At 44.5% G+C, this 24887-nt stretch carries 25 protein-coding genes; 9 read left to right on the top strand and 16 right to left on the bottom strand.

What is annotated here, in order from left to right; genetic code table 11:
* On the bottom strand, window positions 1-86 hold an 86-nt coding region (locus MO387_RS19850; RefSeq protein WP_242325992.1), incomplete at its 3' end, for a valyl-tRNA synthetase.
* A 342-nt stretch (window positions 87-428) separates the two neighbouring features.
* Between MO387_RS19850 and MO387_RS19845 the strand changes: the two genes are divergently transcribed.
* The 3 genes from MO387_RS19845 to MO387_RS19835 all read left to right on the top strand — a co-directional run bounded on the left by MO387_RS19845 (window position 429) and on the right by MO387_RS19835 (window position 2233).
* Complete coding sequence (locus MO387_RS19845) at window positions 429-1649, top strand: site-specific integrase (protein WP_107946354.1); 1221 nt, start codon at window positions 429-431, stop codon at window positions 1647-1649.
* A 38-nt stretch (window positions 1650-1687) separates the two neighbouring features.
* The gene (locus MO387_RS19840; protein ID WP_107946355.1) at window positions 1688-1912 is read left to right on the top strand and encodes a type II toxin-antitoxin system prevent-host-death family antitoxin; all 225 of its coding nucleotides are present in this window, start codon (window positions 1688-1690) and stop codon (window positions 1910-1912) included.
* Between the two features lie 66 nt (window positions 1913-1978).
* Complete coding sequence (locus MO387_RS19835) at window positions 1979-2233, top strand: hypothetical protein (RefSeq protein WP_107946356.1); 255 nt, start codon at window positions 1979-1981, stop codon at window positions 2231-2233.
* A gap of 504 nt (window positions 2234-2737) precedes the next feature.
* On the opposite strand, the gene MO387_RS19830 is transcribed toward MO387_RS19835, so the two are convergent.
* The 5 genes from MO387_RS19830 to MO387_RS19810 all read right to left on the bottom strand — a co-directional run bounded on the left by MO387_RS19830 (window position 2738) and on the right by MO387_RS19810 (window position 8707).
* Entirely contained in the window at window positions 2738-3085 is a 348-nt protein-coding gene (locus tag MO387_RS19830) for a hypothetical protein (RefSeq protein ID WP_107946358.1), read from the bottom strand.
* Between the two features lie 183 nt (window positions 3086-3268).
* A complete protein-coding gene (locus MO387_RS19825) occupies window positions 3269-4501 on the bottom strand; it encodes a type II toxin-antitoxin system HipA family toxin (RefSeq protein ID WP_107946359.1) in 1233 nt (410 codons plus the stop codon).
* The gene (locus tag MO387_RS19820) at window positions 4501-4758 is read right to left on the bottom strand and encodes a helix-turn-helix domain-containing protein (protein WP_107946360.1); all 258 of its coding nucleotides are present in this window, start codon (window positions 4756-4758) and stop codon (window positions 4501-4503) included. Before MO387_RS19820 ends, MO387_RS19825 begins: the two co-directional genes overlap by 1 nt.
* A gap of 131 nt (window positions 4759-4889) precedes the next feature.
* A complete protein-coding gene (locus MO387_RS19815) occupies window positions 4890-5597 on the bottom strand; it encodes a SprT family zinc-dependent metalloprotease (protein ID WP_199908779.1) in 708 nt (235 codons plus the stop codon).
* 8 nt (window positions 5598-5605) lie between these two features.
* Complete coding sequence (locus MO387_RS19810) at window positions 5606-8707, bottom strand: HsdR family type I site-specific deoxyribonuclease (RefSeq protein WP_242326475.1); 3102 nt, start codon at window positions 8705-8707, stop codon at window positions 5606-5608.
* A gap of 259 nt (window positions 8708-8966) precedes the next feature.
* On the opposite strand from MO387_RS19810, the gene MO387_RS19805 reads away from it, so the two are divergent.
* On the top strand, window positions 8967-9125 hold the full coding sequence (locus MO387_RS19805; RefSeq protein ID WP_107946363.1) for a hypothetical protein: 159 nt from the start codon (window positions 8967-8969) through the stop codon (window positions 9123-9125).
* Between the two features lie 2 nt (window positions 9126-9127).
* Window positions 9128-9250, top strand: a complete 123-nt coding sequence (locus MO387_RS21220) for a hypothetical protein (protein ID WP_256613011.1) — start codon at window positions 9128-9130, stop codon at window positions 9248-9250.
* 116 nt (window positions 9251-9366) lie between these two features.
* Here MO387_RS21220 and MO387_RS19800 read toward each other — a convergent pair whose 3' ends face one another.
* The 10 genes from MO387_RS19800 to prmA all read right to left on the bottom strand — a co-directional run bounded on the left by MO387_RS19800 (window position 9367) and on the right by prmA (window position 19926).
* The gene (locus tag MO387_RS19800; RefSeq protein WP_107946364.1) at window positions 9367-10560 is read right to left on the bottom strand and encodes a hypothetical protein; all 1194 of its coding nucleotides are present in this window, start codon (window positions 10558-10560) and stop codon (window positions 9367-9369) included.
* Between the two features lie 114 nt (window positions 10561-10674).
* Window positions 10675-11667 (bottom strand): virulence protein RhuM/Fic/DOC family protein, encoded by a 993-nt coding sequence (locus tag MO387_RS19795; protein WP_107946365.1) that lies wholly within the window; start codon window positions 11665-11667, stop codon window positions 10675-10677.
* An 86-nt stretch (window positions 11668-11753) separates the two neighbouring features.
* Window positions 11754-13016, bottom strand: a complete 1263-nt coding sequence (locus MO387_RS19790) for a restriction endonuclease subunit S (protein ID WP_107946366.1) — start codon at window positions 13014-13016, stop codon at window positions 11754-11756.
* Window positions 13009-14766, bottom strand: a complete 1758-nt coding sequence (locus MO387_RS19785) for a type I restriction-modification system subunit M (protein WP_107946367.1) — start codon at window positions 14764-14766, stop codon at window positions 13009-13011. Before MO387_RS19785 ends, MO387_RS19790 begins: the two co-directional genes overlap by 8 nt.
* Window positions 14767-15196: 430 nt before the next feature.
* Complete coding sequence (locus tag MO387_RS19780) at window positions 15197-15892, bottom strand: inovirus-type Gp2 protein (protein WP_107946368.1); 696 nt, start codon at window positions 15890-15892, stop codon at window positions 15197-15199.
* Window positions 15893-16186: 294 nt separating this feature from the next.
* Complete coding sequence (locus MO387_RS19775) at window positions 16187-16432, bottom strand: AlpA family transcriptional regulator (RefSeq protein WP_107946370.1); 246 nt, start codon at window positions 16430-16432, stop codon at window positions 16187-16189.
* A gap of 113 nt (window positions 16433-16545) precedes the next feature.
* On the bottom strand, window positions 16546-17463 hold the full coding sequence (locus MO387_RS19770) for a DUF6387 family protein (protein ID WP_199908780.1): 918 nt from the start codon (window positions 17461-17463) through the stop codon (window positions 16546-16548).
* 116 nt (window positions 17464-17579) lie between these two features.
* Window positions 17580-17885: a DNA-binding transcriptional regulator Fis gene (gene fis, locus MO387_RS19765; protein ID WP_006083371.1), complete on the bottom strand. Its 306-nt coding sequence runs from the start codon at window positions 17883-17885 to the stop codon at window positions 17580-17582.
* Between the two features lie 16 nt (window positions 17886-17901).
* Window positions 17902-18870: a tRNA dihydrouridine synthase DusB gene (gene dusB / locus MO387_RS19760; RefSeq protein WP_006083370.1), complete on the bottom strand. Its 969-nt coding sequence runs from the start codon at window positions 18868-18870 to the stop codon at window positions 17902-17904.
* Window positions 18871-19044: 174 nt separating this feature from the next.
* Entirely contained in the window at window positions 19045-19926 is an 882-nt protein-coding gene (gene prmA, locus MO387_RS19755; RefSeq protein WP_063884687.1) for a 50S ribosomal protein L11 methyltransferase, read from the bottom strand.
* Window positions 19927-20310: 384 nt separating this feature from the next.
* Here prmA and MO387_RS19750 point away from each other — a divergent pair, with 384 nt between their 5' ends.
* The 4 genes from MO387_RS19750 to MO387_RS19735 all read left to right on the top strand — a co-directional run bounded on the left by MO387_RS19750 (window position 20311) and on the right by MO387_RS19735 (window position 24724).
* Window positions 20311-21033 (top strand): fumarate reductase cytochrome b subunit, encoded by a 723-nt coding sequence (locus tag MO387_RS19750; protein WP_107946371.1) that lies wholly within the window; start codon window positions 20311-20313, stop codon window positions 21031-21033.
* 172 nt (window positions 21034-21205) lie between these two features.
* Window positions 21206-21877: a fumarate reductase cytochrome b subunit gene (locus MO387_RS19745; RefSeq protein WP_107946372.1), complete on the top strand. Its 672-nt coding sequence runs from the start codon at window positions 21206-21208 to the stop codon at window positions 21875-21877.
* 109 nt (window positions 21878-21986) lie between these two features.
* A complete protein-coding gene (locus tag MO387_RS19740) occupies window positions 21987-23993 on the top strand; it encodes a fumarate reductase flavoprotein subunit (RefSeq protein ID WP_107946373.1) in 2007 nt (668 codons plus the stop codon).
* Complete coding sequence (locus MO387_RS19735; protein ID WP_006083365.1) at window positions 23993-24724, top strand: fumarate reductase iron-sulfur subunit; 732 nt, start codon at window positions 23993-23995, stop codon at window positions 24722-24724. The genes MO387_RS19740 and MO387_RS19735 overlap by 1 nt, the downstream gene beginning before the upstream one ends.
* Window positions 24725-24887: the final 163 nt, after the last annotated feature.

The following is a 24887-nucleotide window of genomic DNA, read 5'->3' as shown; positions in this document are numbered from 1 at the left end:
TCAACACGCTCTACAACGCCTAATTTAAAGGCTAAGGTGTAATCTCGTTGTGTGCGCTTACGGCTTGAGTTAATTGATGTTGTCATAAAGAAGTCCTCTTTATGTCAACGTATTTCAGGACGGGACATCAGAAAGCAAAAAAGCCTGAATCTCCTCAGGCCTTTTCTTTTCTCAATACAACAGCTTAATCCTTGCGGATTAGTTCATGCCGTACAATCGAAAGCGGTGTTTTTGGTTGTTTTTATACTTATTGGTTTGTCGATTTATTCCTTTGTTTATCAATGGTTAGTGAGTTTTCTTGTTCTTGTAGGTATTGGCTTGTTTTGGTTGCTATGGTTAAATGGGGGTACATATGGGGGTACATATGGGGGTACATATGGGGGTCATGGAATAGAGCCCAAATCTCACCATAAAAGAGCTCAAAACTTATGATTTATGAGACCACTTTACGTTCATATAACGGGAAGCCGCAGACTGAAGCTTTTACCCTAACAGACGGTAAAGGATTGGGAGTTCGTGTTTCAGTACTTGGTAAATTAAGATTTCAGTTTCGCTATAAGATCAATGGACAAAATAAACGAATAGATTTAGGCGACTATCCAGACTTATCTCTCAGGCAAGCCAGAGATGCAATGGAAGAGTGTCGTACATGGTTAGCCCAAGGGCATGATCCAAAGCTAAAGCGAAGTATGACAAGGCAAGAGTCGTTACTACCCGTCACTGTTGAGCAAGCCCTAGAGTATTGGCTTAAAGAATATGCTGAAGAAAATAGAGTCAATGTTGATAAGAATAGAGCGCAGTTTGCAAAACATATTTATCCCTATATAGGGAATTATTCGCTTGTGGACACTGAAACTCGTCATTGGATAGAGTGCTTTGACCGTATAAGACGAGGCGTACCTAGTCTCAAACAAAGACCTGCACCTGTTGCTGCGGGTTACGTATTACAAAGTGCTAAGCAGGCTCTGAGGTTTTGTCGTGTGCGGCGTTATGCAATCACTCATGCACTTGACGATCTTATCGGTACGGACGTAGGCAAAAAGCAAAATAAAAAGGATAGAGTGCTGTCAGATATTGAGTTGACTGATCTGCTTACTTTGCTTGAGGGGCGTAAGGTTTCTTTCTACATGCGTCAATTATGTAAATTATTGATAGTTTTCGGTGCGCGTACTCAAGAGTTACGATTATCTCAGTTTGACGAGTGGGATTTAGATCGAGGAATTTGGACTGTGCCTAAAAGCCACAGTAAGACTAATACTCTCATTACTCGCCCAATACCTGAGCGAATTAAGCCCTTGATCGAGTTTTTATATAGGCGTCATGGTCAAACTGGCTATCTTTTAGGTGAGCTAAAAAGTGCTGAAACCGTAAGTGGTTCCGGTCGGAAAATATGTAGTTGGTTAAAGCATCAAGAATCTTGGACATTGCATGATTTACGTCGAAGCTTTGCGACTAAACTGAATGACTTGGGTGTTGCGCCATATGTGGTTGAACAGCTTTTAGGTCACGCACTTGGTGGAGTTATGGCAATTTACAACCGCAGCCAATACCTTCCAGAAAAGAAAGCGGCATTAGATATGTGGGTAGAGCGTTTAGATCTTCTGACGGATAAGCCGGATAACGTTTCTATATTGAAGCGAATAGCATAAAATTTGAACACATTTTGTTCGGGCAGTGGATGTAACCTATGCAAGTCAGCATTAATAAGGCAAAAGCAAGCTTATCTAAGCTGGTGGGTCTTGCTGCTAACGGTGAAGAAGTCATTATCACTCAGGCTGGTGAGCCAGTTGCTAAATTGGTTCAATATGAGAAAACGATGCAACCACGGCCGCTAGGATTGCTAAAGGGACAGATAGTTATAAGCGATAGTTTTTATAATAATAGTGAAATTTATAAACTGTTTTATGAGTGAAATAATTAAAGCCTTTGTTTTTAGCACCTGTTATTTTGAGTGGTCAATCATATTTGGAGTTTGGTTGTGAATAGAACACTATTGAAAGGAAGCGACGATCCTTTGAAAGGTTTTGCCGAGCATACAGAACATGCATATGAGCTTGCACAGGCGACTAGTAAAGATTGGACATCTTTTTTCGTAAATACGGAATCAGTGGGCGATGATTTTATATTGAAACGAGGTGTTGATTATGAAGATGCTAATTCAGAGACAAGTTTTTTTGATGATGACGATGTAGAAGACCCTCTTCTCGTTATAATTCCAGAAAAGTACAAGTGATGTGTGCTGTGGTTGCGGGAATTGCTATATCTATATAAATAACAAGATGTTGTAGCAGATTGATACGCAGGAAGCCCTCTTGCATAAAATTATATTTACGGACGTAAAGTATGGCATTTTCAGATAAATCTCGGCTCAGGCTGTGGTGGTCATTCGAAGGAGTGGCCACCCGAATAGTAAGTCCTGTTCGGGAGTATAAAAGTGAAAATTTCAAAACGTGCAATTCGTCGCCATCACAAAGCGCGACTCAAAAAATCTCGGGTTACCTATTGGGGTGGTAGCCCTAAAGGCTCTGCACAGTTTTTAGGTATATGTTTAAAAACGCCATGTACTTGTTCTTGTCCTATGTGTGGTAATCAACGTTATTACTGGGGGGCTAGTTTTCAGGAACTTCGGCAAAAATTGAAATCTATGTAAACGTTTAAAATAACAGAACGAAAGCGGCTCAAATGAGTGTTGGGTCGCTTTACTTGTTCTGGCAAATATTTCTTGAATGATTCAGTTTTAATACATCGTAATGTCAAGTGGGTGTCGACCATCTTCAACGCCTTCAGGCTCATCATCAATAATGTCCATTGATTCGTTATGAACTTGCAGTTGCTCCAGAAACTCATCATCAAACGTAACAACTTCGTAGCCACTAGCTATAAGCGCTTGATATATAGCAAATGGAGAGCCGCTGTCATCCATTATTGCGCCACCAAGGCCGTCATGTTTACCGACCAGAAGTGATTTTACTGCCGCCTTCATGCTTACTGGGGAAATCTCATAAGTAACAGCTTCATATATTGATTCAAAATCGGTGGTTCTTATATCAAAGAAATCCACCATACCATTTACGATAAATAGCATTTTCAGATCCTTAAGTTAGTTGTATGCTTTTGTCCGGCATTGATATGTTGTTTATTGTCTGGTGGCGCTGCCACTGATTGTGGATCGATAGGATCGACAATAGATTATTCTGGTGCAGACTTTCGGCTATCTAGCTCCTTGTTTTTATAGTGTAGGTATCAGCTGAGGTTTGAATTAACGGTTTTATTCAAACTTCTTTTTCCTATCATGGCGGTAATTTTTAGTTGAGTAAGTTGGTGTGAGAACACTCGATACTGAGCGTTCAATTGACTCACGTAATCCTCCAAAGAGCTGAACTTCATTAGAGTATTTTAGGTAGTCCATAATGCCATCGCAGATGGACTCAATAATTTCTTTTGCCTTTCTGATCCTAAACCGTTCACCTTCAGCCAATTTCAGCAAATGTGACTCATCAGGAAAAGCCTTACTATTCGACAGTTTGAGCGCCATTTTGTTATCGATAGCGTCATAAATAAGAGTGTGGGTGACATCAAACGGTGGCGATACAAAAATATGGGACATGTCAGAGGTGTATTGCAGCGCAAAGTTCTTCAAATGCGCATCACCATTACCAATTAAGCAGTTAAATACAATGTACTGATATATTTTCTCAACTTCCGCTTGGCTGTTGGTATACAAGTGTGTCGCCTTAAGCAGAGTTTCATAGCTACTACTGTATTTAGCGTCTGGGTCATTGGACTTCTTCAGTAAGGTGGTGAAATCCTCATAACCTAGCTTTGTGCCATCATCAGCCCTATCAAAGCGCTCTATCACAAATGTCTCTAAACTTTCTGATAGGTAGGTTCTAGGTGGCTCAAGTCCGCAATGGCGCGCAGCTTCCATACAAACAAATTCATTAACAGTCAGCAGCGGAAACTCGGCGTCGAATGATTTAACAATTAAATCTTTTTGCTCAATGGTTCGACTGGTTTTAATCGTGCCAGCACTCGGGATGCTAACCTTCGGCTGTACACCTGCGAGTGAGTTTCTGAGGTAATACTTTTCTAATAATTGAGGAAACAGTGGTTCTGCGCTGTTGTATGACAAGATATCACTAAGCGAAACGGACTCAGTCTCAGGCAAGGCTAGCTCACTTTGATAAGAAAGCATGCCAACGCTATGTTCGCCTTGCAGTGCAAGTAAATACATGTCGTTTACTTTTGCATATCGCGCTAGTTTCTCTGCGATGAAACGGCGGTTAAAGCCTTCAGGTAGGTTTTGCGCAAATATTGGATGCAATGCGCCAGAAGCATAACCATCCATACCTTTTTGGGTCATGGTAAGTGATACGTAACGCTTATCTTGCGTAGGCTGATAATGATGCACTGAGCCATGGGTTAAAACACCTAGCTCTGTATTGTCGGAACAAACCGTGATGTTGGTGATTTTAGTGGGTAAGCTCGATTCAGAGGTCATTATTTATCCTCCGAAAACAAACTATCAATTTCATCCCAATCTGGCAGTTTGTGTTGCTTTGGTATCACGTCAAACTGCAAACCAACGGCATCAAGCAAGCGTTCAAAGATATCGAACGAGCCAGTGAAGTGGCCATTTTCAATCTCAGAAATAGTCGTTTTATTGATACCAGTGAGTTCAGCTAAACGCTGCTGTGTATAACCTAGCGACTTTCTACTCTCACTTACTGCGTCACCAATCTCTTGTCTATCTGACATATATCCACCAGCAAAAGTTAGCTATATGGCTAACATCATAGTGTAAAAAGCAAAGGTTAGCTATATGGCTAACATTGGTCGTATAGAATAAGGTGATGAACCCAGAAGAATAACTGTGTTAGGTATTCCGCTCATACAACCAACAACTGGGAGTTCTCCCTCAGCCACTCTTTGCATTCTACGTAATCAGGCATTATCCGCTCTACTTCTTTCCAAAATAGTGGGGAGTGGTCTAGTTGCTTTAGATGGCACAATTCATGGACAACCACATAGTCGACGATGCGGTTAGGAGCCATAACAATAATCCAGTTAAAATCTAAATCACCTTTAGGATTGCAGCTACCCCAACGGCTTTTAAAGGTTTTGATATTGACTGATTTAGGCGCGACTCCCATTACTTTTGCATAACGGCGCACCTTTTCCTTGAGCTTGAGCAATGCACTGCGTTTATACCAGCCTATGAGTGCTTCTCTCACTAAGTTTGAACGGGCGGAACCTTCGGGAACAGTAACGACTAATCGTCCTTGCACCAGCTTTACTGGCTCAAAACTGCCTGCATGTACCTTTAAGCGGTAATTACGGCCAAGGTATGGAATTGCCTCACCAGAGACAAACTGCTTTTCAGATGAGGTAGTGAGTACCTTGTGTAGGGCAATCTTATCGATAATCCATTGGTGTTTTTCTTGTAATATTCGCTCGATTCGTTCTATTGGTAATGCCTTGGGCACGACCACGCTAACCATGCCTTCTTCAACTTTAATGGAGGCAGTTTTGGCTCTCGTGGTTCGGGTAATGCGTGCTTGATACCCTTTAGCTTGAATGAATTCGGCTTGTTTCATGCTGGTGGTCATTGCTTATTAAACTTGTGTTTTGCCAATTCCATAAATCTATCTTGCAGGTTGGAGATCAATTCTACGTTGCTAAATGATGCATCAATAACGGCGCGTTTTATCTCTTTTTTCAACCGTTTTATCTCATCTCCCTTGTTGAAAAAGTCGACTATTTGAGTCGCTTCATCAAACATGGCAACAAGGTTTTGAGTGATCGTCTTTATCTCAATTAACTGGTGCTCGTCTATGACTTCAATGTCGCTTGTTTTGGTCACTTCAGCGGTAAGTATGTTGTAGAAGGCATACTCAGTTTCGGAAAGCCCTGCATCTTTTGCGGCTCTACGACGGTCAATCTCAATCGTGTCGACCATAGACAATAACAGTTCTAATTGCTGTTCCCATTGCCCTGCGGTCTTCTCGATAATGTCTCTGAGTCTTAGGCTGAGAGATTTGTAATACTCTGGGTCTTCCTCAAGCTTGACGGTAATATGGTGCTTAATCGCGCTTTCAATTTCTGAGGCTTTAGATTCAGTCGATTTTTCTGGTCGAATACTTTCTTTAAAATTTGCTGCCAGTAGGTCAATAGGCGGTATTTTGGGATCAACGCCTGTACTTAAAATATGCTCGTCCACCAGCTTACGCACTTTAGCGCCAATGTCCTTCATATCCAAACCTGCATCTCGGTACTGGTTTCGTGCAGCATTATGGACTTTACCTAGCAGTTTCATATCCGCTAAAAATGGCGCTGCGGCTACATCGGGCAGAATGATGTTCATTTGCTTTGCAAATCGCTTAAATGCCATATCAAACTGTGCTCGAATGGCTTCATCTTTTAGTGCAAGCACATAGCTATCAACGTCTTTATTCTTGATATGTCTAAAAAATGAAATGGCGAGGGTATGTGTTGCTTTTAGCTTGGGGATTTCATCTTTGAGGCTTTGATAAGTGCCGTCGACATCATCACTGCTGAACATTTCCATGGCTTCGATAAGATAGTTCGATAGACCAAAGTAGTCGACTACAAAGCCGCATTCTTTTTTTGCATAGGTGCGGTTTACTCGAGCGATAGCCTGCATCAGCGTATGGTCTTGCAGCTTACGATCGATATACATCACTTGTGCTATCGGCGCGTCAAACCCCGTCAGTAGCATGTCTTTCACGATTAAAAATGCAACTGGGTTTTCCGATAACGGCTTAGTAAAATCTTGGATTATCTTCTTTTGCTTTGTCTTGTCGGTATGAACAGCAATATAGGCTTCATCGTTGTGATCACCCGAGATAATCACTTCACTAGGTGGCGCACCTAACTCATCTAAGGTCTTTTTAAACACAGTGGCCGCATGGCGACTACCCACCACTATCATGGCTTTAAAACCGTCGGGTTGTATGTGCTTGCGGTAGTGTTCAAGTAAGTCCATGCAAACCCAGCGAATGCGGGCAGGCGCTTCGCGAACGGCGCGCTCAACCCCATATTTCTGTTTAATCTCTCGCTGTTCTTCTTTGCTATAGCTGCCAAAATAAGCCTCAAACAGTTTGTCTAATGACTCTCCTGCAACTTCGGTCTTTACTTGGCGGCCTTCATACAAAATACGAACGGTTGCGCCATCATCCACCGCTTGATTGATCTTGTATTCATCAATATAGCCCCCAAAAGCTTTATCCATTTTCTGGGTTTTCAGTAGTGGTGTACCTGTAAACCCAATTTTAGGAGCGTTAGGTAGGGCAGCGTTGATGGTCATGGCAAGGCCACCAAACTGAGTTCTATGGGCTTCATCGGCAAGTACGATGATTTTGTCACTCGGGTTTAAGTTAGCAAAACCACCGTTTTCATTGTCGGTACTCAGTTCCTTCTCGAGCTCTAAGAATTTTTGCACCATAGCAGTCACAAGATCAGAACTGTCTTTTTTCAGTAGTGCTTTTAATTCTGTCACTGAGCCAGCGTTATAAATGGTTTCACCTTGGGCAGCGCGGAAGGTGCTAGATAACTGCTCATCCAACTGAGTACGGTCAGTAATAAACACGAGTTTGTATTGCTTAAGCACAGGATCACGGCGCATTTTAACGGCAAGCATGACCATGGTCAGCGATTTGCCACTGCCTTGGGTATGCCATACCACGCCCGACTTATCTTTGCGGTCTTGACCTGTTTTAAGGCGCTCAATGACTTTATTTACCGCTCTATATTGCTGGTAACGTGCGACCTTCTTGATAAGCTTGCCTTCAACTGGCTCAAATAAAATGAAGTTTTGCAGGATATCGAGGAAGCTAGCAGGGCTAAACATGCCTGCAATAAGCCTTTGCTGTGCGGTCACCGCTGTGATTGCTTCATAGTGTGAGCTGGTGGCGGTGTACAGTGCAGGGTTATCGTTAACCTGCATATCGTTGAGGCTGCTACGGCTAAAAGCCTGAGATAAATTCTGTTCGCTTAACGTGTCATCGGTAAAGGGATAGGCATCTTTCCAATCGGCATAGTGGGATGCATTGGAACTAATTGTGCCCACTTTGGCTTGATCGCGGCAGGTCGATACCATCAGTTGGTTGTACCAAAAAAGCCGCTGTGCGCCTTCATCATCGACGCTATTGCGCAGGTTTGCATATCTGCGTAGTTGGTTTATCCCTTCGCTCATCGGCGCTGAAATGTAGGGTGATTTGCATTCGATGACCGCGAGTGGCAAGCCGTTAATAAAGCAAACAATATCAGGGATGATATTTTGGTTTACGCCTTCCACTTTAAACTGTGAAGTACAGATAAACTCATTGGCCTCAAGGTTATCAAAATCAATCAATTTAACGGTTTGGCCTTTACGCCCTTTACCAACGTCTTGCTCAACTGAAAGGTAATTCACTAAGGTTTGATAGATGGCCTGATTGTATTCCATCAAGCCGACAAAGTTTGGATGGGTGATATCACGGCAAACCTTGCGCAGGTTTTCATCGTTAATCCAAGGGTTAATTCTTTTAATGGCGGCTTCGAGCCGTCCCACTAGCACGACATCCCGTAGATAGGGTCTTTCATGGTATTCAGGCGTGAGTTTAGCTCCCGCCACGTACTGCCAACCTAATAGCGATAATTGGGCAATAGCGGGTAACTCGACCTTATGTAGCTCATCCTGATCCATATCCATCCCTTTACCAGATGATTAACGACATCTTTTGTATCTGATTTTTATACGATTGATTTTTATGCAATCTAACAGGCTCTTATATTACAGAGGCATGGCACGAATAGCAGCTAACAATATCAATGGAATACGGGGCTAATTCAAAAATATACCAATTTGGACGATTTCCCCCCCACTGCAAGCCCAAAAAGCTCAGGCACAATCTCTCTCGTTGGTAGGGGCTCCTGCTAACGTAACCCTAAATTGGAGAAATAAGATGAGCAATAAAACACCAATGACCCCGCAAGCAGCCGCGCGTATTCAAAGCTCAACTGCAAATCAAAACGGGGGTACTGTAGCTAAGGGCAGTTTTGCTGCAAAAGCGCAGAGTGCGGCGGCAAAGAATTCTGGTAATGGTAAACAGGGAGGTAAGTAATTATGTCTCAACATGATGACGATAATCATAGCAACCAGCTTAATCCCAACAATGACGCTTACTGGCAGAGTCGCGGTGAAGATGAGCGTCCAGACGATTGGCAAGAACAACTTGATGATGAATGAAAGGAACAAGTTGTTGGCGCTAAATCACCACTAAAGTTAACGGCGTTACAGCGTTCAACCAAAAGATGGTGTCTCCAGCGGTAATAGGTAAAAGGCCATGGTGATGAAATGGCCTTTTATTTTTTGATAAGTGCTGAATGATAGTGTTTAAAGTATGTCGGGTAGTGAGCAAGCACACTCTTTATTATCGGAATAACTCGTTTATCTGGTTGTAATGCTAAAAAATCATCTACAGCTCTAGCAATACGAAAATAGTCAATGATTGGCTCAGGGTTATAGTCGCCTAGCTTTTTTACTAAAGCTTCAATAAAAAGTCTCATCTTTTCATTTGATGGCATGTTGATGCCTTTTCGCCAATCTTTGAGCCGATTGTATTGTCGGTCGTTGAGCAGTTCATCACTTTCTCCCGAATCTTCTATATAAATAAAGGTGGCGATTTCGCGCCAGCCTAAAACCGTGCCATGATCAGCTAACCGCTGTTTTATTGCCTCCAGCATGGCACTGAAACAGGTATAGGCATAGCTGTTATGCGAGTAAATATCTAAAGTTGTTGAAAAAATTCCTTTGTAATCATCAGGTTTAATATTTTCATAGTGCCTGTTTTCATATAGAGCAATGCCTATTTCAAAGTGGGCAATTGCACTAAGATAAAAGTCAAATATCAGGTTATAAACTGCTCCTATGAGTAATGTCGCATTTTCATCTTGTTGATACTTGGGGTTGTCGGGTGAGGCTGCGAATTCGCTATAAATATTGAGTGTTTCAACCGAAACTAAGCTTTGGTGTTGCCATGTAGTTTGCTGGGCTTGCCAAATGGCATTGCTATCGTCCTTGTCTATTTTCCCTTGTTTAATCTGTTGCTTTATTGCTTTCATCATACGGTAATCGGCATCTGCCCGTAACTGTAGAAAATCAAGCAAGGTATTCAGTTCTGTATCATAGGTTGATTGTTTAAAACCATTCACCAAAGGCCACCAAACACAAGCATTTGAGCTTACTTTACTGGCTTTGATTGTTTTTAAAAGCAACGAGAATGATTGAAGTTTTTGATATGGTATCGGTAATTTTTGAACCCAAGAAGTGAGCTTGTTAATGCTGGGTTTTGCTATGCCTTCAGTAGCCAAATTTGAACGTGAGCTTCTGCCAATGTTTAAAAGTATGCCGCTTTGTTTTTCAATGAATGGGATTACTTTTATAAAGTTATTGGGTAGCTGAAGTAACTCTGTAACGGTACTTGGCGCAGGTAGAAACACACTCTCAAACTTTATGGATTTAAGCACATACTTACCATCCTTGTTTGGCTTAAACATACTCTTCCTTTAGCTTATTACGGGTTATACGAGCGGTTTATGCCCAAGGTGAATGAGCAAGGTTACTTGATGATACCGTCACCTGTGATAGGGATAAATATGAACTAGATAGGCTTACTCTTTCAATAAAATAAAGTGTTCAATCAAGCGGATCATCAGTTCTTTTTGGTCTGGCAAACTTTCGGCCACCAGCAAAGCTAAAGCCACTAAGGTCGTGTCATTAATTTGGTCGCTCACGGGTTTAGCTAATAGATGCTGATTTTGCTGTAAGTACCACAAAAAGAGAAATGAACCTGTGCGCTTATTACCATCGGCAAAGGGATGATTTTTGATGATGAAATACAATAGATGGGCGGCGCGGCTAGCCACATTCGGGTAAAACCATTCGTCACCAAACCCTTGTTCAATGGTCGCAATGCTGGACGCTAAGCCATTGCCCCGTAGTTGAGCAAACAAGTCTGTCGCTTCACCTTTTGCTATCAGATTCGTTTTTAAGGCTGCAATCGCAGTTAATACCTCATCAAGCGCCAAAGGTTGCATGTGTTGCTGTTTATGGTTGATTTCCGTCAGGCTTTGCTCATCATACCCTTGTAGCAGCGACCAAGAGCGGGCGTAATCGGCAATCACGTTCACAACCGCTTGGCCGTCTGGATTGATCAAGGCTTGGTTGGTTAAGGTCTTTGAAAGGAGCGCTAATGCTTGATTAAACTCAATACCACGTTGTACAAGGCGTTGCTGGTTTAGGGTGTAACCTTGGAGTAAATGCTGCTTTAAGGTATTGGTTGCCCACTGGCGGAACTGCACGCCGCGTTTGGACTTTACCCGATAGCCAACAGAAATAATCACATCAAGGTTAAAGTATTGAGTTTGGTAGGTTTTACCATCATCAGCAGTACGTGCAAATATTGCACATACTGAATCCCGCTCGAGTTCACCCTCTTTAAAGACGTTGTTGATATGCTTAGTGATCACCGAACGCTCACGGTCGAACAATACACAAATTTCCGCTTGGGTTAACCAAACTGTCTCGGTATCGACAGCCACAGTAAGCTGTAGCTGACCATCTTGACTGATAAAAATATCATGTTGTGATAGTTGGTGATCCACTGTTTATCCTCTTAACTCAAGGGGCTGTACAGCGCTTATGCTGTGTATCTTTGCTGTAGCGGTCAATGCTTTGCCGTCCCTAGGGATTAGCTAATTAAATCGTTATCGACCTTAACTCGTACTTTACCCGTCAATAGATCCTGCATAAGGGCTTTTTTGAGATTTAGTAATTTAGCGAGTTTTTTTTCTTTCTGTAAAATTGAAAAGTCGACACTATTTAATGATCCTAGAATTTTATTTTGTTCATTAAGTGGCGGCGTCTTTATTAGTATTTTTCCGCAATCAGGTACGCGCATATGTGGAACAGTACTTCCCCCACTAAAATTCTCAAGCTGCTTTCTCCCATATTCACTCATTAAAGAGTACATTAAGAATCCAGACGAGGTCTTTTTTTCATTTGCTCGATACATCATGGTGCGTTGCCCCAGAAAAATACCTCTAGAGTCTTCAAGAATGCCGCATTCACCAACAGGTGCTTCTCGGGTAAAAATTAAATCACCATTTTCAGGTTTAATACGACGAGTCCAATTTTCATATGTTTCTTTCGATACACAGCGAACATTTTCTGTATCAACTCGCCCGTGACGGACGTTAGTTGTACGGATCATCTTATACGGTGTTTTAAAATCGACTACAGGAGCTGTTTTGTTCACACAGTCTACAACATGGGAGCAAAGATCTGCGATTGGTTGTACTTCCCAGCTCTTTGGGATTCTGCCAACGGGGGAGTCTTTAAATTCGGTGTGGGGCTCATATTTATCACCTTGCTTGATGCCAACCCCCTTGGTGAGTAGCTCTTGCATCATGCCGCTTTTTAAATCTTTGAGCTTGTCGATTTGTGCCTGTGTTTTTTCAATGACGTTATCCACAGAAGTCAAAATCGCAGCAATCTTTTGCTGTTCTGGGAGAGGGGCTAGTGGGAACTTAACTTGTTTTAGACTATTACCAGTAATTTGTGGTTGAGCGCTTCCTGAGATAGCATCACTAACACTCCGATGGGTTAAAGAGTGATATAAATAATCTTGTGTAATTATTTTATCTTCTACGTCATCGAGCGCCATAGAATTACCAGTTATGTATGTCTTAGCTGGAATTCTATTGATCGTGCCGCATGTATTACCTCGGCATGTTATGGCTATCGTTTCATCAACATGATTATATTCTGTATAAAATCCTACATAACCATTTGCGCCAAAAACTGGATAGCCACTCATAGTCATTTCAGAGGACGAAATAGTCTTCCACTGTTTAGGTCTACACACTTGAGTTAATTCCACCCATATCCAATCTACGGGTATTTTCTCAGGCAAACAAACCTTATTACTCATTACGTCACTTAGGTTACTCATATCCGAGCTCCATTAGGTAGCCTTGCATCACTTGTTCCGCTGCTGCAACTTCGACATCGAGCTGGTGGAGTGAGATATGGTATTTATCCCACCAGCGTTCAAGTTGCGTGATGATGCTGGCTGCAACCGCTGTATCGGCATGGCTAACATACTCACGGATCTGCTCTTTGGTTTCGATTTCCGCTCTGAATTGATAGTACTGTTGATCCGCTGACGGCTCTTCTTCGACCTTAGGCTCAAATACGCAGCTCACATCAAAGCCTTTAAGAATTTCTTCTTGAATGTAATCGTCTTGCACTTCACGAAGTGGAATACCGCCGTGGAGAATGGCGCGTACATCAAAAATCTCTGCGGGTGGCGAGGTATCGGCATAGCGGCGGATATTGAGGTTGTAGTCGTTATCGCGGATATCTTTTAGTTTGACTACGGCTGAGTAGCGCTTGATTTCGCTAAAGCTGTCGAAGGTTGCGACGATTTTATTGATATCTTGCAGACGTAAACTATTTTGGTTTTTACCTTCTTGATATTCGAGTTCGGCATTAATAAACAGCACCTTGCCTTGGCGCTCGCTCGGCTTTTGTTTGTTGATAATCAGCAAACTGGCGGGGATACCTGTGCCATAGAATAGGCCTGAGGGTAGGCCGATCACCGCTTCTAATAAGTCGTCTTCGAGTATGCCTTTACGAATGTCTTTTTCGCTTGAGCCTCGGAACAGCACGCCATGGGGCATGACTACGCCGACCATGCCATCATCATTCGTGCTGGCGAGCATGTGCTGCACAAAGGCGAGGTCGCCAGAGTCTTTTGGTGGTGTGCCATAGGGGAAGCGGCCATATTTATCGTTATCGCAGTCCTCTTTGCCCCATTTCGATAACGAAAACGGCGGATTGGCAATCACGCGATCAAACGTCATTAGACTGCCTTCTTGAGTATGCTTAGGCTCGCGCAGGGTATCGCCCTTGCGAATGTCGGCACTTTGTACCCCGTGCAAAAACATGTTCATCTTACAGATTGCCCATGTATTGAGGTTCATCTCTTGACCGTATAACGATAAGTTAGCGGCATTCTCATTATGGGTGGCAAGGTAATTACGCATTTGGATCAGCATACCGCCCGAGCCTGCGGTGGGGTCGTAAATTCGCATTCCTGCATGGGGCTTAAGCAGTGCCACCAGCAATTGCACCACTTCGCTTGGGGTATAGAACTCACCGCCTTTTTTACCTGCGCTGTCGGCAAACATTTTAATTAAATATTCGTAAGCTGTACCGAGTAAGTCTGGGCGTTCGAAATCGCTATTGCGCAGACGGTATTTGCTGAAGTGGCTGAGTAGGTCGCGCAGCTTATTATCGGAGAGCTTGTTTTTAATGTTGAAGTCGATAGTGACTAACACGCCCTCAAGGTTTGAGTTGTGCTCTTCAATGGCTTCAGCGGCGGTATTGAGCGCCTCACCTATGTTGTGCTTTAAGTCTTTAAGCGCTGACCAGCGGGCAACTTCAGGAATATAGAAGGTGCTGTCGTATTCATCTTCATCACTGGCTAAGGCTTCGGCCTGTGCTTGGGTTTTACCTTTGGCAAGATAATACTCGATCACCTTTTCTCGGGCTTCATCAAATGAATCCGATAGGCGCTTAAGGAACATCATGCCGAAGATGTAATCTTTGAACTCCGACGCATCCATATTGCCGCGTAGAATATCCGCCGTTTCCCAGAGGAACGACTCTAATTGCTGGAGAGTGATTTGATTTGACACTGATTTTCTCTAATGAATTTGGTTAGCACTGTGGGTTAAGTGATGCTGATAAAAGTCCCCTGTGCATTGATGCGCCAAAGTGTACTGATAAGGGGGAAAGGGTACAACGCTATGATGGGGAAATATGCGCTGTGCGGCAAAGTCGTGCCGTTGGCGCTTGATTGCTTCTACTTTTACTCTATGAATTTGATTTTACAAACTGTCAACATGTTTTGTTGTTAAAATGTTAACCGTGTCATTGTTTTGGATTTTATGCAGGTTTTGGTTGAGTTTTTCTCACTCTTTACCAGTGTATGATTTTGTTTTATATGCATTTTAATAAGTGTCTGGTTTTAAGGTGATGTTATTGTGATCCACTCATGGCTGATCCACTCTTCAGCGTGAGATCCACTTCAGCTCAAGCCTAATTGTTTTAAATTTGTTGACATTCTCATGCTCGGCTTGAACTCGTTTGAAAGCGTTTTACTTTATTTGGGGTGAGTTCTTTACTGTAATTCTTGGCAAGGTAGCTGATCCGGTGAATTGCAGAATCTAAACCTTTAAGTCCTTTGCGTTCAACTTTGTAGCTCGCGGATTTGGGTAGCCATGCTGAAGTATCTGGATGCATATAGCAGGCTTTTTGCACTTGTTGAAATGCACCCCAGCCAGACTTCGCTTTATGTCCATCGAGCAGAATGAAGCAGTGATAATGGGCTTTATCACTTCTTGGTGTTTGTTCTCGCACCCAAAACAACCACGCTTTAGATTGGTACTTTTTATCGAGGTATCTCAATAAGGTTTTTCGGTATTTGCTGATTAAGCTGTTATTGGGTGTTTCGGTATAGACGCGGAGATCGAATCTGACAAGCAGGATTTTAGAATAGTGACTCAGTGCTGCTAGTAGTTGATTAATCACAGCGTTCATAATGCAGGAGTTGATGCCGTGTTCAAAGCTCATCACTTGAAATAAAGTCTCTTGGTATAGAAAACCTTCTAAGGTAAAGCGACGAGCGGAAATATTATTAATAACCTGCTCGTGATTCGGGTTGTAATCTGGCGTAAAGCCAGACCTGCCATAGTATTGCTGGTGTTCTGATTGCTTTTTTTTGCTGGTTAAACGTTGTTTTGAGTTTGCATTTGTCAGCATTTAATCGCACTCGATTGAACTTTGTCGCAATTTGTTGCGTTTACAGGCCAAAATAAGGCGGCAAATGCCGCCTTTGATAGATGTTACTTAGTGCTGTTTAGCCAGTTAATGTAACTCGATTCTGACCAGCCGATGGTTCGACAGTGGCTTTTTATGGGTTGAATGAAGGCCTTTCTTTTTACTCGTCGGTATAGGGTTGTTCTATCGATGCCGAGTAATTGGCTCATTTCTGTGATTCTGATTATTCGCTCCATCGGTCGTTGCTGGAGCAATTGAGCGTATTGGGCTCTTGCATTAGCCTTCATATCCTGCTCCCTGAGCTAATTGCTCGGATAGCCCACCTCCTGAGTGAACCCATTGCATAAGCTCTGATAGACGCCAACCGACGGAGCGGTTTCCCAATTTGATTCGTTTAGGGAAACGGTTAAGTCTTTCTAATTGAAAAGCTTGCGAACGGCTGATTGAGGTGATGAGTTTACGCTCAGATTCACGCACGATACGGTCTTGAATAGCTGATTGATTGATACTAAAAATAGACATGAATGCTCCTAAAGATTGTCTCTGTTTGACCTAGGAGCATCTTGCCTGTTTGCAATTGTGATTTCGGGGTAAAAATGAAAAATAAAATTTGATTTTACCCCTAATTTAATCTCTTAAATATCCCGTATCTTAGTGCCTAACGCCCAAGTATTTTTCCTGATATTGGCAAGCAGTTGCGTTAGATGAGATTCGTTACTGATAATTTTGTGATAAAACGGTGCGTAGGTCTTTTTGAATTGCTCACTCTCAAGTTCTTTTCCAAATAGTAATGCCTTAAGTGCCGTTGGGCAGAAAGATAGCTCTTGCCAGTTTTCTTGATGAAGAGGGATATGATTATGGCAGTACAGCATAAGATCCAGATAAGGAATTAACTTATAGGTAAATAGCTTTTTGAAGGTTTTCACATCTGTGTGATTAGCATTTTGGGGGCGTTTTTTAGGTGTAAGACTTGTCTCTTCTATCTGTTGAACAGCCGGATGTTCGAGTTCGCGGATTCGAAGGCCTTTCTCAATAGCTTGGTGATTAGCCTCAGCTCTTAGGGCTTGGTTTTTCAGATTTTCACGAAGTTGAATAAGTAAGTATCCCAAATCCGCTAATATCGTTTCATTGGATTGGTTTAAGTCTACCCCTATTACCGCTAATTCTTGTGCTTGTCCCAATAGGGGCATCATTACTTGCGGCTCTAAGTTTAAGTAATCCTCACCAGTGCGAAGTTTAATCGTTTCCGTAATCGTCAGAAGATCAATATGGTTCAATGTTATGACTGTTGGAAACTCTGACGGCGTAATCGGATTCGAATTGATGATGACATAGCCCTTCTCGATCATTTGCCACCGTTTACTGTCAGTCAACTTTCTACCATTAGGTAAAGTCGGTGAGTTATACAGGGTTAATCTGAACTCTAGCTCATTAAGAAATTGCTTAGCTGTGAGATCTGCAAGGCAATCATAGTTCTTAATTGAAAACCATTTAGGCCATTTTGGATGGCCTGATGTTTTAATTCGTATTGAGATAGGTATAGGCGTTTTCATTGATAAAAGCTCGACTAGGAATTCTCTCGGGGTACATATGGGGGTACATATAATGTGAAAAGGGGCTAACCCTTACAGGTTAACCCCTTTCCTAACAATCACTTAATCCTTGCGGATTAATTCATGCCGTATTTTTTCAATTTTTTACGCAGAGTACCACGGTTGATACCTAGCATGTTTGCTGCGCGGGTTTGGTTGCCACGAGTGTGTTGCATGATGATGTCAAGCAGAGGCGCTTCAACTTCGCTTAGCACCATTTCATAAACTTCTTGTGCTTCCTGACCGTCCAACTGTGCGAAGAAGTTAGTTACGGCACGCTTTACTGCGTCACGTAATAACTGGGGCTTGATAGTGCCGTTTGCGGTTTCGATTTTGCCAACGGTAAGCTGGTGAACTTCTGTGTTAGTTGTCTGATCAAACATTCTATTCTGCTCTTTATTAATTCTGTACTAATTCATCAAAATAACATTCCACGAGGGAATACTGTTCTGCAGCGGTTTCCAGCCGATTAAAGTCAGCCCTAAATTGGCGCTGAGCTTCTTGGTCTAGGTACCATCCCATATGTTTTCTGGCGAAGCGGATACCCTTGTATTCACCATACAAATCATACAGTTTGGTGAGGTGTTCCAGCATCACTTGACGCTGTTCGGCAACCTCAATGGGCGCTAGCTTATTACCCGTTTCCAAGTAGTGCTGGATTTCTCTGAAAATCCAAGGCCGTCCTTGAGCACCCCGTCCTATCATCAAGGCATCGGCACCGGTGTATTCCAGCACAAAGCGGGCTTTCTCCGGACTGTCGATATCCCCATTAGCGACGACAGGAATCGAGACATTCTGTTTGATTGCTTTGATCGTGTCGTACTCAGCGTCGCCTCTGTACATACATTGTCTCGTGCGACCGTGAACGGCGAGCGAGGCGATGCCACAATCTTGGGCAATCTGGGCGATTTGAACACCATTCTTGTGTTCTGGCTCCCAGCCGGTGCGAATCTTTAACGTGACGGGCACATTCACTGCGGCGACCACGGCTTGTAAAATCTCTTTTACCAGCGGCGGGTTTTGCATCAGCGCTGAGCCAGCCAGCTTTTTATTCACTTTTTTCGCGGGGCAACCCATATTGATATCAATGATGTGAGCGCCTTGTTCAACATTGAACAACGCGGCTTGCGCCATTAAATCAGGATCGGCTCCTGCAATTTGCACTGAGCGGATGCCTTCCTCGCCAGAATGCGTCATGCGCTGGCGGCTTTTATCTGTATCCCAAACTTCAGGATTGGATGAAAGCATCTCGGAAACCGCTAGGGCTGCGCCATAACGAAGACAAAGATTACGGAAAGCTTGATCGGTGACACCTGCCATTGGTGCCACGATCAGCTGATTGTTCAGTTGATAGGGTCCAATCTGCATTTTATGTTTCACCTTAGCTCTTCAAAGGGGCGCTATAGTAGCCCTTTTTGTTGGCCGTGAAAAGGTCAATAAATGACCTAGATGTAATTTTTTTTCTTGACTTTTAATCGATGAGAAGTCAGAGGCTGAATAGTTAGAAGCCAGCGGTGGCGCATGTTGCGCCACCCTTTAGCGCTATTTACGCTTGCCTGTCAAGCGGCTCCAATCTTCTTTGTGAGCCGCTGCGTCCATATCGAACCATTGGCTATAAAAGTCAGAGATTTCTTGGGCTTGTTCTTTGAGGAGACCGGAAAGGGCAAGTTTGCCACCGGTTTTTACGCGTTCTGCGATCAAAGGCGCTAGTTCACGCAGTGGGCCGGCAAGAATATTGGCGACCAGTACGTCGGCTTTGAGATCGGCGGGTTGGTCTTCAGGTAAGTACAAGGCTAGCTTGTCGGCGACATCATTGCGCTCGGCGTTGGCACGTGAGGCGTCGATGGCTTGATAGTCGATATCTATACCTGTGACGTTTTTCGCGCCCAGTTTCAGTGCTGCTACGGCTAAGATGCCAGAGCCACAGCCAAAGTCGATCACTTCTTCATTGCTTAAATCTAAGCTGTCTAGCCACTCTAAACACAGTGCAGTCGTAGGGTGAGTACCTGTGCCGAAGGCAAGACCTGGATCGAGGATCACATTGACTGCGGTTGGATCGGGGATCTCGCGCCAGCTTGGGCAGATCCACAGACGTGTGCCGAATTGGATTGGGTGGAAGTTATCCATCCATTCGCGCACCCAGTCTTTATCTTCAATTTGTTCGACCTTATGGCTGAAGTTCTCGCCGAGGAAAGGCAAGGTTTTCAACATGGCGATGGTCGGTGTCAGATCGGTTTCTGCATCGAATAAGGCAACGACAACGGTATCGCGCCACAGTGGGGTTTCGCCCAGTTTAGGTTCAAAAATAGGGGTGTCTTTACCGTCTTCGAAGGTGATAGAGACTGAGCCTTCTTCCATGAGCAAGTCGCTGATGGTTTCAGCGTCATCGCTATTGGTGTTTATACGGAGTTGGATCCAAGGCATGGGGGCATCCTGTGGCTGAGTGTGCAAAAGCTAAGGGTTCAAAATATCGCGCTATTGTAAACCATGGCTTAAGGTTCTGCGACTGACTATCGTGGCATAGCGTTTTTGTCTGCGTAGACAAGGTGTTAGCGAACGCGCATTGATTGGTATTAAAAAACGAATTGTCAGTTTTAATATTTAACATAACACTCTGAAATATATTGGTTAATTGGTTTTACCTTTGTTTGGTTCAGTATGTTTTTTGTGATCTTCTTCTAAGAGTTGCGCTCAGTCAGGTGAGTTGGCTCACGCTTTAAATCTGTGACACTGAGGCCGGATCTACGTTGCTGCTATGGTGTAGTTTGCCAAGAGGTGCCAACGACAAACGACATAGGTGAATCTAAGATGACAAGCATAACTCGATTTCACAATAGGGTGAGTACGCCGCTAGGTCATCCTTGGTCGGCTAAGGCTGATAGGCTGCAGAGCGCGACTGGAATTATGCTCGGCAGCTTTTTATTGCTGCATATGCATTTTGAGTCGAGCATTCTGCTGGGAAAAGAGGCTTTTTATCGTGTAGTGCAGTTGCTTGAAGGTGGCATGTTCAGCAGCACAGGACACGGTTTCCCCATAGTCACTAAAGTGTTTTCAGTGTTTATGCTATTGGTGGTGATAGTGCATGCGGCGGTAGCACTGCGGCGTTTTCCCGCGCAGCTCGGGCAGTGGCGCGCCCTGCGCTCGCACATGGGCAGCATCAACCACAAGGACACCCATGCGTGGTTTTGGCAACTGATCAGCGGCTTTATCTTATTTTTCCTCGTTCCTGTTCACCTCTTCACTATGATTTTGAATCCCGAAATTGGTCCGCATTTATCGGCCGAGCGGGTATATCACGACAATGCTTGGTTGTTATACGCGCTGTTACTCCCTGCCGTAGTCGTGCACGCCATGATTGGCCTGTATCGCGTCGCGGTAAAGTGGGGCATAACCACTAAACGTTCAGGTCTACGAAAAGTCGCTAAGGTGTTGATTATCTATCTGCTATGTCTGGGGACTGCGAGCCTAGTGTCCTATCTGTTTATCGGTAGTGAGCTGGGTATTCCTGTGCAGCCCTTTGTGCCTGAGTAGGCTTTGAGCTGGCAGCAGGATTTTGTTTCACTGCTATTATTTAAGCATTAGGTTAATTATTCAGCGCTCAATTGATCTGGCTCACGTTTTCATGTGGATATGTGAGCGATATTAATTTGCAGTAAGACTTAATGAGATTGGCTCGATACGGTCAACGGCGTGAGGCGTGAGGATGGCGATCAAACTAACTATTAAAAAATGGAGTGCTTGGCTGGATTTAAGCCAGAGCTTGTCTGGCGTCATCCTCGCGGTCTTTCTGTGGACCCACTTAGTCTTAGTGTCATCGATTTTACTGGGTAGCGATGCCATGAATTGGGTGGCGCGCACTATGGAGTTGAGTTTTCTTTCTGACGATGGCCACGGTTATCCCTGGGTGGTGACGGCTATTGCGATGGGTATTGCTGCTCTTGCGTTAGTACATGTATTAGTTGCGCTGCAAAAGTTACCTATGAGTTTGCGCCAGCAAAGGGCACTGCGGCAACAAATGCAGGTGATCAACCACAGTGATACGCGTCTGTGGCGCTGGCAAGCCATTACCGGTGTGGTGATTTTACTGCTGTTGCCTGTGCATCTGTGGCTTATTGGCTCAGCCCCCGAAACCATTGGCCCCCAAGGGAGCGCCGACCGTATTTGGAACCAAGGTGTGTGGATGGTTTACCTGCCGTTGCTGCTCACGGTGGAGTTACATGCGGCGATTGGTATTTACCGTGTGGCCTTGAAATGGGGCGCTGCGAGGAATCTCAATAGTCGCAACCGATTACGTAAGATCAAAACTATAGTGAGCGTGCTATTTGTCACCGTAGGCATAGCTTCGCTGCTGGCGTTTTTACCCCATGCGAGTTAACTCCTCCAGAAATTAATGAATAAGTAAATCAATGGCTAAGCTTATTAATGAATAGAATGTCGAACACAGCAAACGGCACAAGCACAACAGACCCGATTAAGGAGCAGGCGTGAAACTGATTTATACCGATTCATTAGTGGTAGGCGCCGGACTCGCTGGCTTAAGGGTCGCCATCGCCTCCAAAGAGCGGGGGCTCGATACCTTAGTCTTGTCACTCATTCCTGCGAAACGCTCTCACTCAGCTGCCGCCCAAGGCGGTATGCAGGCGAGCTTAGGCAATGCCGTAAAAGGCATGGGCGATGATGAAGACGTGCATTTTCAAGATACGGTAAAAGGTTCTGACTGGGGCTGCGATCAAGATGTGGCGCGGATGTTTGCTCACTGTGCGCCTAAAGCTGTGCGTGAATTGGCGACGTGGGGCGTGCCTTGGTCGAGGGTGAGTGCAGGCCCAAGAGACGTGATTGTGAACGCGCAAAAAGTGACGCTGCATGAGGCGCAGGAAGCCCATGGACTGATTAACGCCCGTGACTTTGGCGGCACAAAAAAATGGCGCACTTGCTACACGGCCGATGGTACGGGCCATTCGCTGTTATACGCTATGGATAACAAAGCGATTTCTATGGATATTCCCGTCCATGAACGTATTGAAGCGTTGGCACTGATTCATGATGGTAAACGCTGCCATGGGGTGATCGCCCGCTGTTTGATAACCGGTGAACTCAGGGCCTATGTGGCTAAGTCCACCACCATCGCCACTGGCGGATATGGCCGCATTTATGAAGTGTCGACCAATGCGATCATCTGCGAAGGCATTGGTCAAGCACTCGCGTTGGAAACGGGCGTGGCAAGGCTTGGCAATATGGAAGCGGTACAATTCCATCCGACTGCTATCGTGCCCGTGGGCATTTTAACCACGGAAGGCTGCCGTGGTGATGGTGGCTTATTGCGCGATAAAGACGGTTACCGCTTTATGCCAGACTATGAGCCCGATAAAAAAGAGTTGGCATCGCGGGATGTGGTATCGCGCCGCATGACAGAACACATACGGAAAGGGAAGGGCGTTGATAGCCCCTATGGACCGCATTTGTGGCTGGATATTACCCTTCTGGGTCGCAAGCACATCGAAACTAACCTAAGGGAAGTGCAGGAAATTTGTGAGAACTTCCTCGGTATCGATCCCGCTAAGGATTGGATCCCAGTACGGCCAACGCAGCATTATTCCATGGGCGGCATTCGAACCAATGCCACGGGTGAAAGCCCGCAGCTCAAAGGCTTGTTTAGCGTCGGCGAAGCGGCGTGTTGGGACATGCATGGTTTTAACCGTTTAGGCGGTAATTCGTTGGCCGAAACCGTGGTTGGCGGCATGATTATTGGTAAATATGTCGCCGATTTTTGTGAGAACAATAGCCTAGAGATAGACACTCAGCTTGCTGAACGCTTTATGCAGCAGGTACAGAGTGAAATTGATCTGCTGATCGAAGGTGATGGCCACGAGAGCGCCTTTGCACTCAAACGCGAAATGCAGCGCATCATGATGGACTATGTGGGGATTTTCCGTAATGGCCCTGAGCTTGATAAAGCCGTCGCTGAACTTAAAGTGCTGCTCGAACGTTCGCGTAAACTTGGGCTCAAGTGTAAGAAACGTCACGCCAATCCTGAGCTGGTCGAAGCCCTCCGGGTCAAGCGTATGCTAAAAGTAGCGCTGACTGTGGCCTGCGGCGCAGTGGCACGAACCGAAAGTCGTGGTGCCCATGCTCGAGAAGATTATCCACAGCGCAATGATCGCGATTGGCTAAATCGTACCTTAGCCAGTTGGCCCGATCCCGATGCGCTCGAACCTGTGCTTAATTACGAAGCGCTCGATGTAATGAAGATGGAACTCCCTCCGGGTTATCGTGGCTATGGTATTAACAACGCCATAGTGCATCCCAATACCGAAAAACGTGAACAGGAGATTGCCAATATTTTAGCTGAGTTAGGTGATGATGCGGACCGTTATCAACGCCAGCGGGCGCTTATGCCCTTTGAATTACCCGAAAGCTTACAACCTAATAATGAACGTTTAAGTGATACTTTAAAAAGCCCGTCCGCCAATGCGTTAGGAGAAAAATCATAATGAGCCAAGGTCGTCAGTTAACCTTTAATATCTTTCGTTATGATCCGCAGGAGCCAAACGATAAGCCGAAAATGGTGCGATATCAGCTCACTGAAACGCCGGGTATGACGGTCTTTATCGCCCTCAATAAACTCAGGGAAGAACAAGATACCTCGATGCAGTTCGACTTTGTTTGTCGTGCGGGCATTTGTGGCAGTTGCGCTATGGTGATTAACGGTTTCCCGACGTTAGCGTGTCGTACCTTAACCGCCAAATACCCTAAGGGCGAAATCACTCTAATGCCGCTGCCAGGCTTTGAGTTGATTGGCGACCTATCAGTCAATACCGGTAAGTTTATGCGGGAATTGGCCGAACGCTTAAAGCTGTGGTTACACCCTAAGGCCAATGACATCAGCGTGCATCGCCTCGAAGATCCAATGGATCCAGACGAAGCTGCGCGACTGTATGAGCTAGAGCGCTGCGTTGAGTGCGGCGTGTGTGTTTCAGCTTGTGCGACCAAACAAATGCGTGAAACCTTTGTCGGTGCCGTAGGTATGATGAAAATTGCCCGTTTCGAGATGGATAGCCGTGATGCGCGCAGTGCCGAAGATTTTTATCATGTAATTGGCAATCAGGATGGGGTGTTTGGTTGTATGACTTTACTCGGCTGCCAAGACAACTGTCCTAAGGATTTGCCACACATGCAGCAAATCGCCTATTTACGCCGCAAGATGGCCATGACTTTGATTTAATTCATGATGAAAAATGAAAAGCGCCAACTCGTTTGGCGCTTTTTTATTGTCATCCCAAAACCACCGCCTCTGGCGGTGGTGATTGTTCCTTGAGGCTATAGCCTGAATTACGCCCATGCTAAAAGAGACTTCTTATTCACCACAAGTAAGAGGAGACGAAAAG

Origin of the sequence: Shewanella sp. N2AIL, assembly GCF_022690845.1 — a bacterium.
GTDB classification, from domain to species: domain Bacteria; phylum Pseudomonadota; class Gammaproteobacteria; order Enterobacterales; family Shewanellaceae; genus Shewanella; species Shewanella baltica.
Note: the sequence above shows the minus strand (reverse complement) of the source record. Positions and strands in the feature narration are given on the sequence as shown.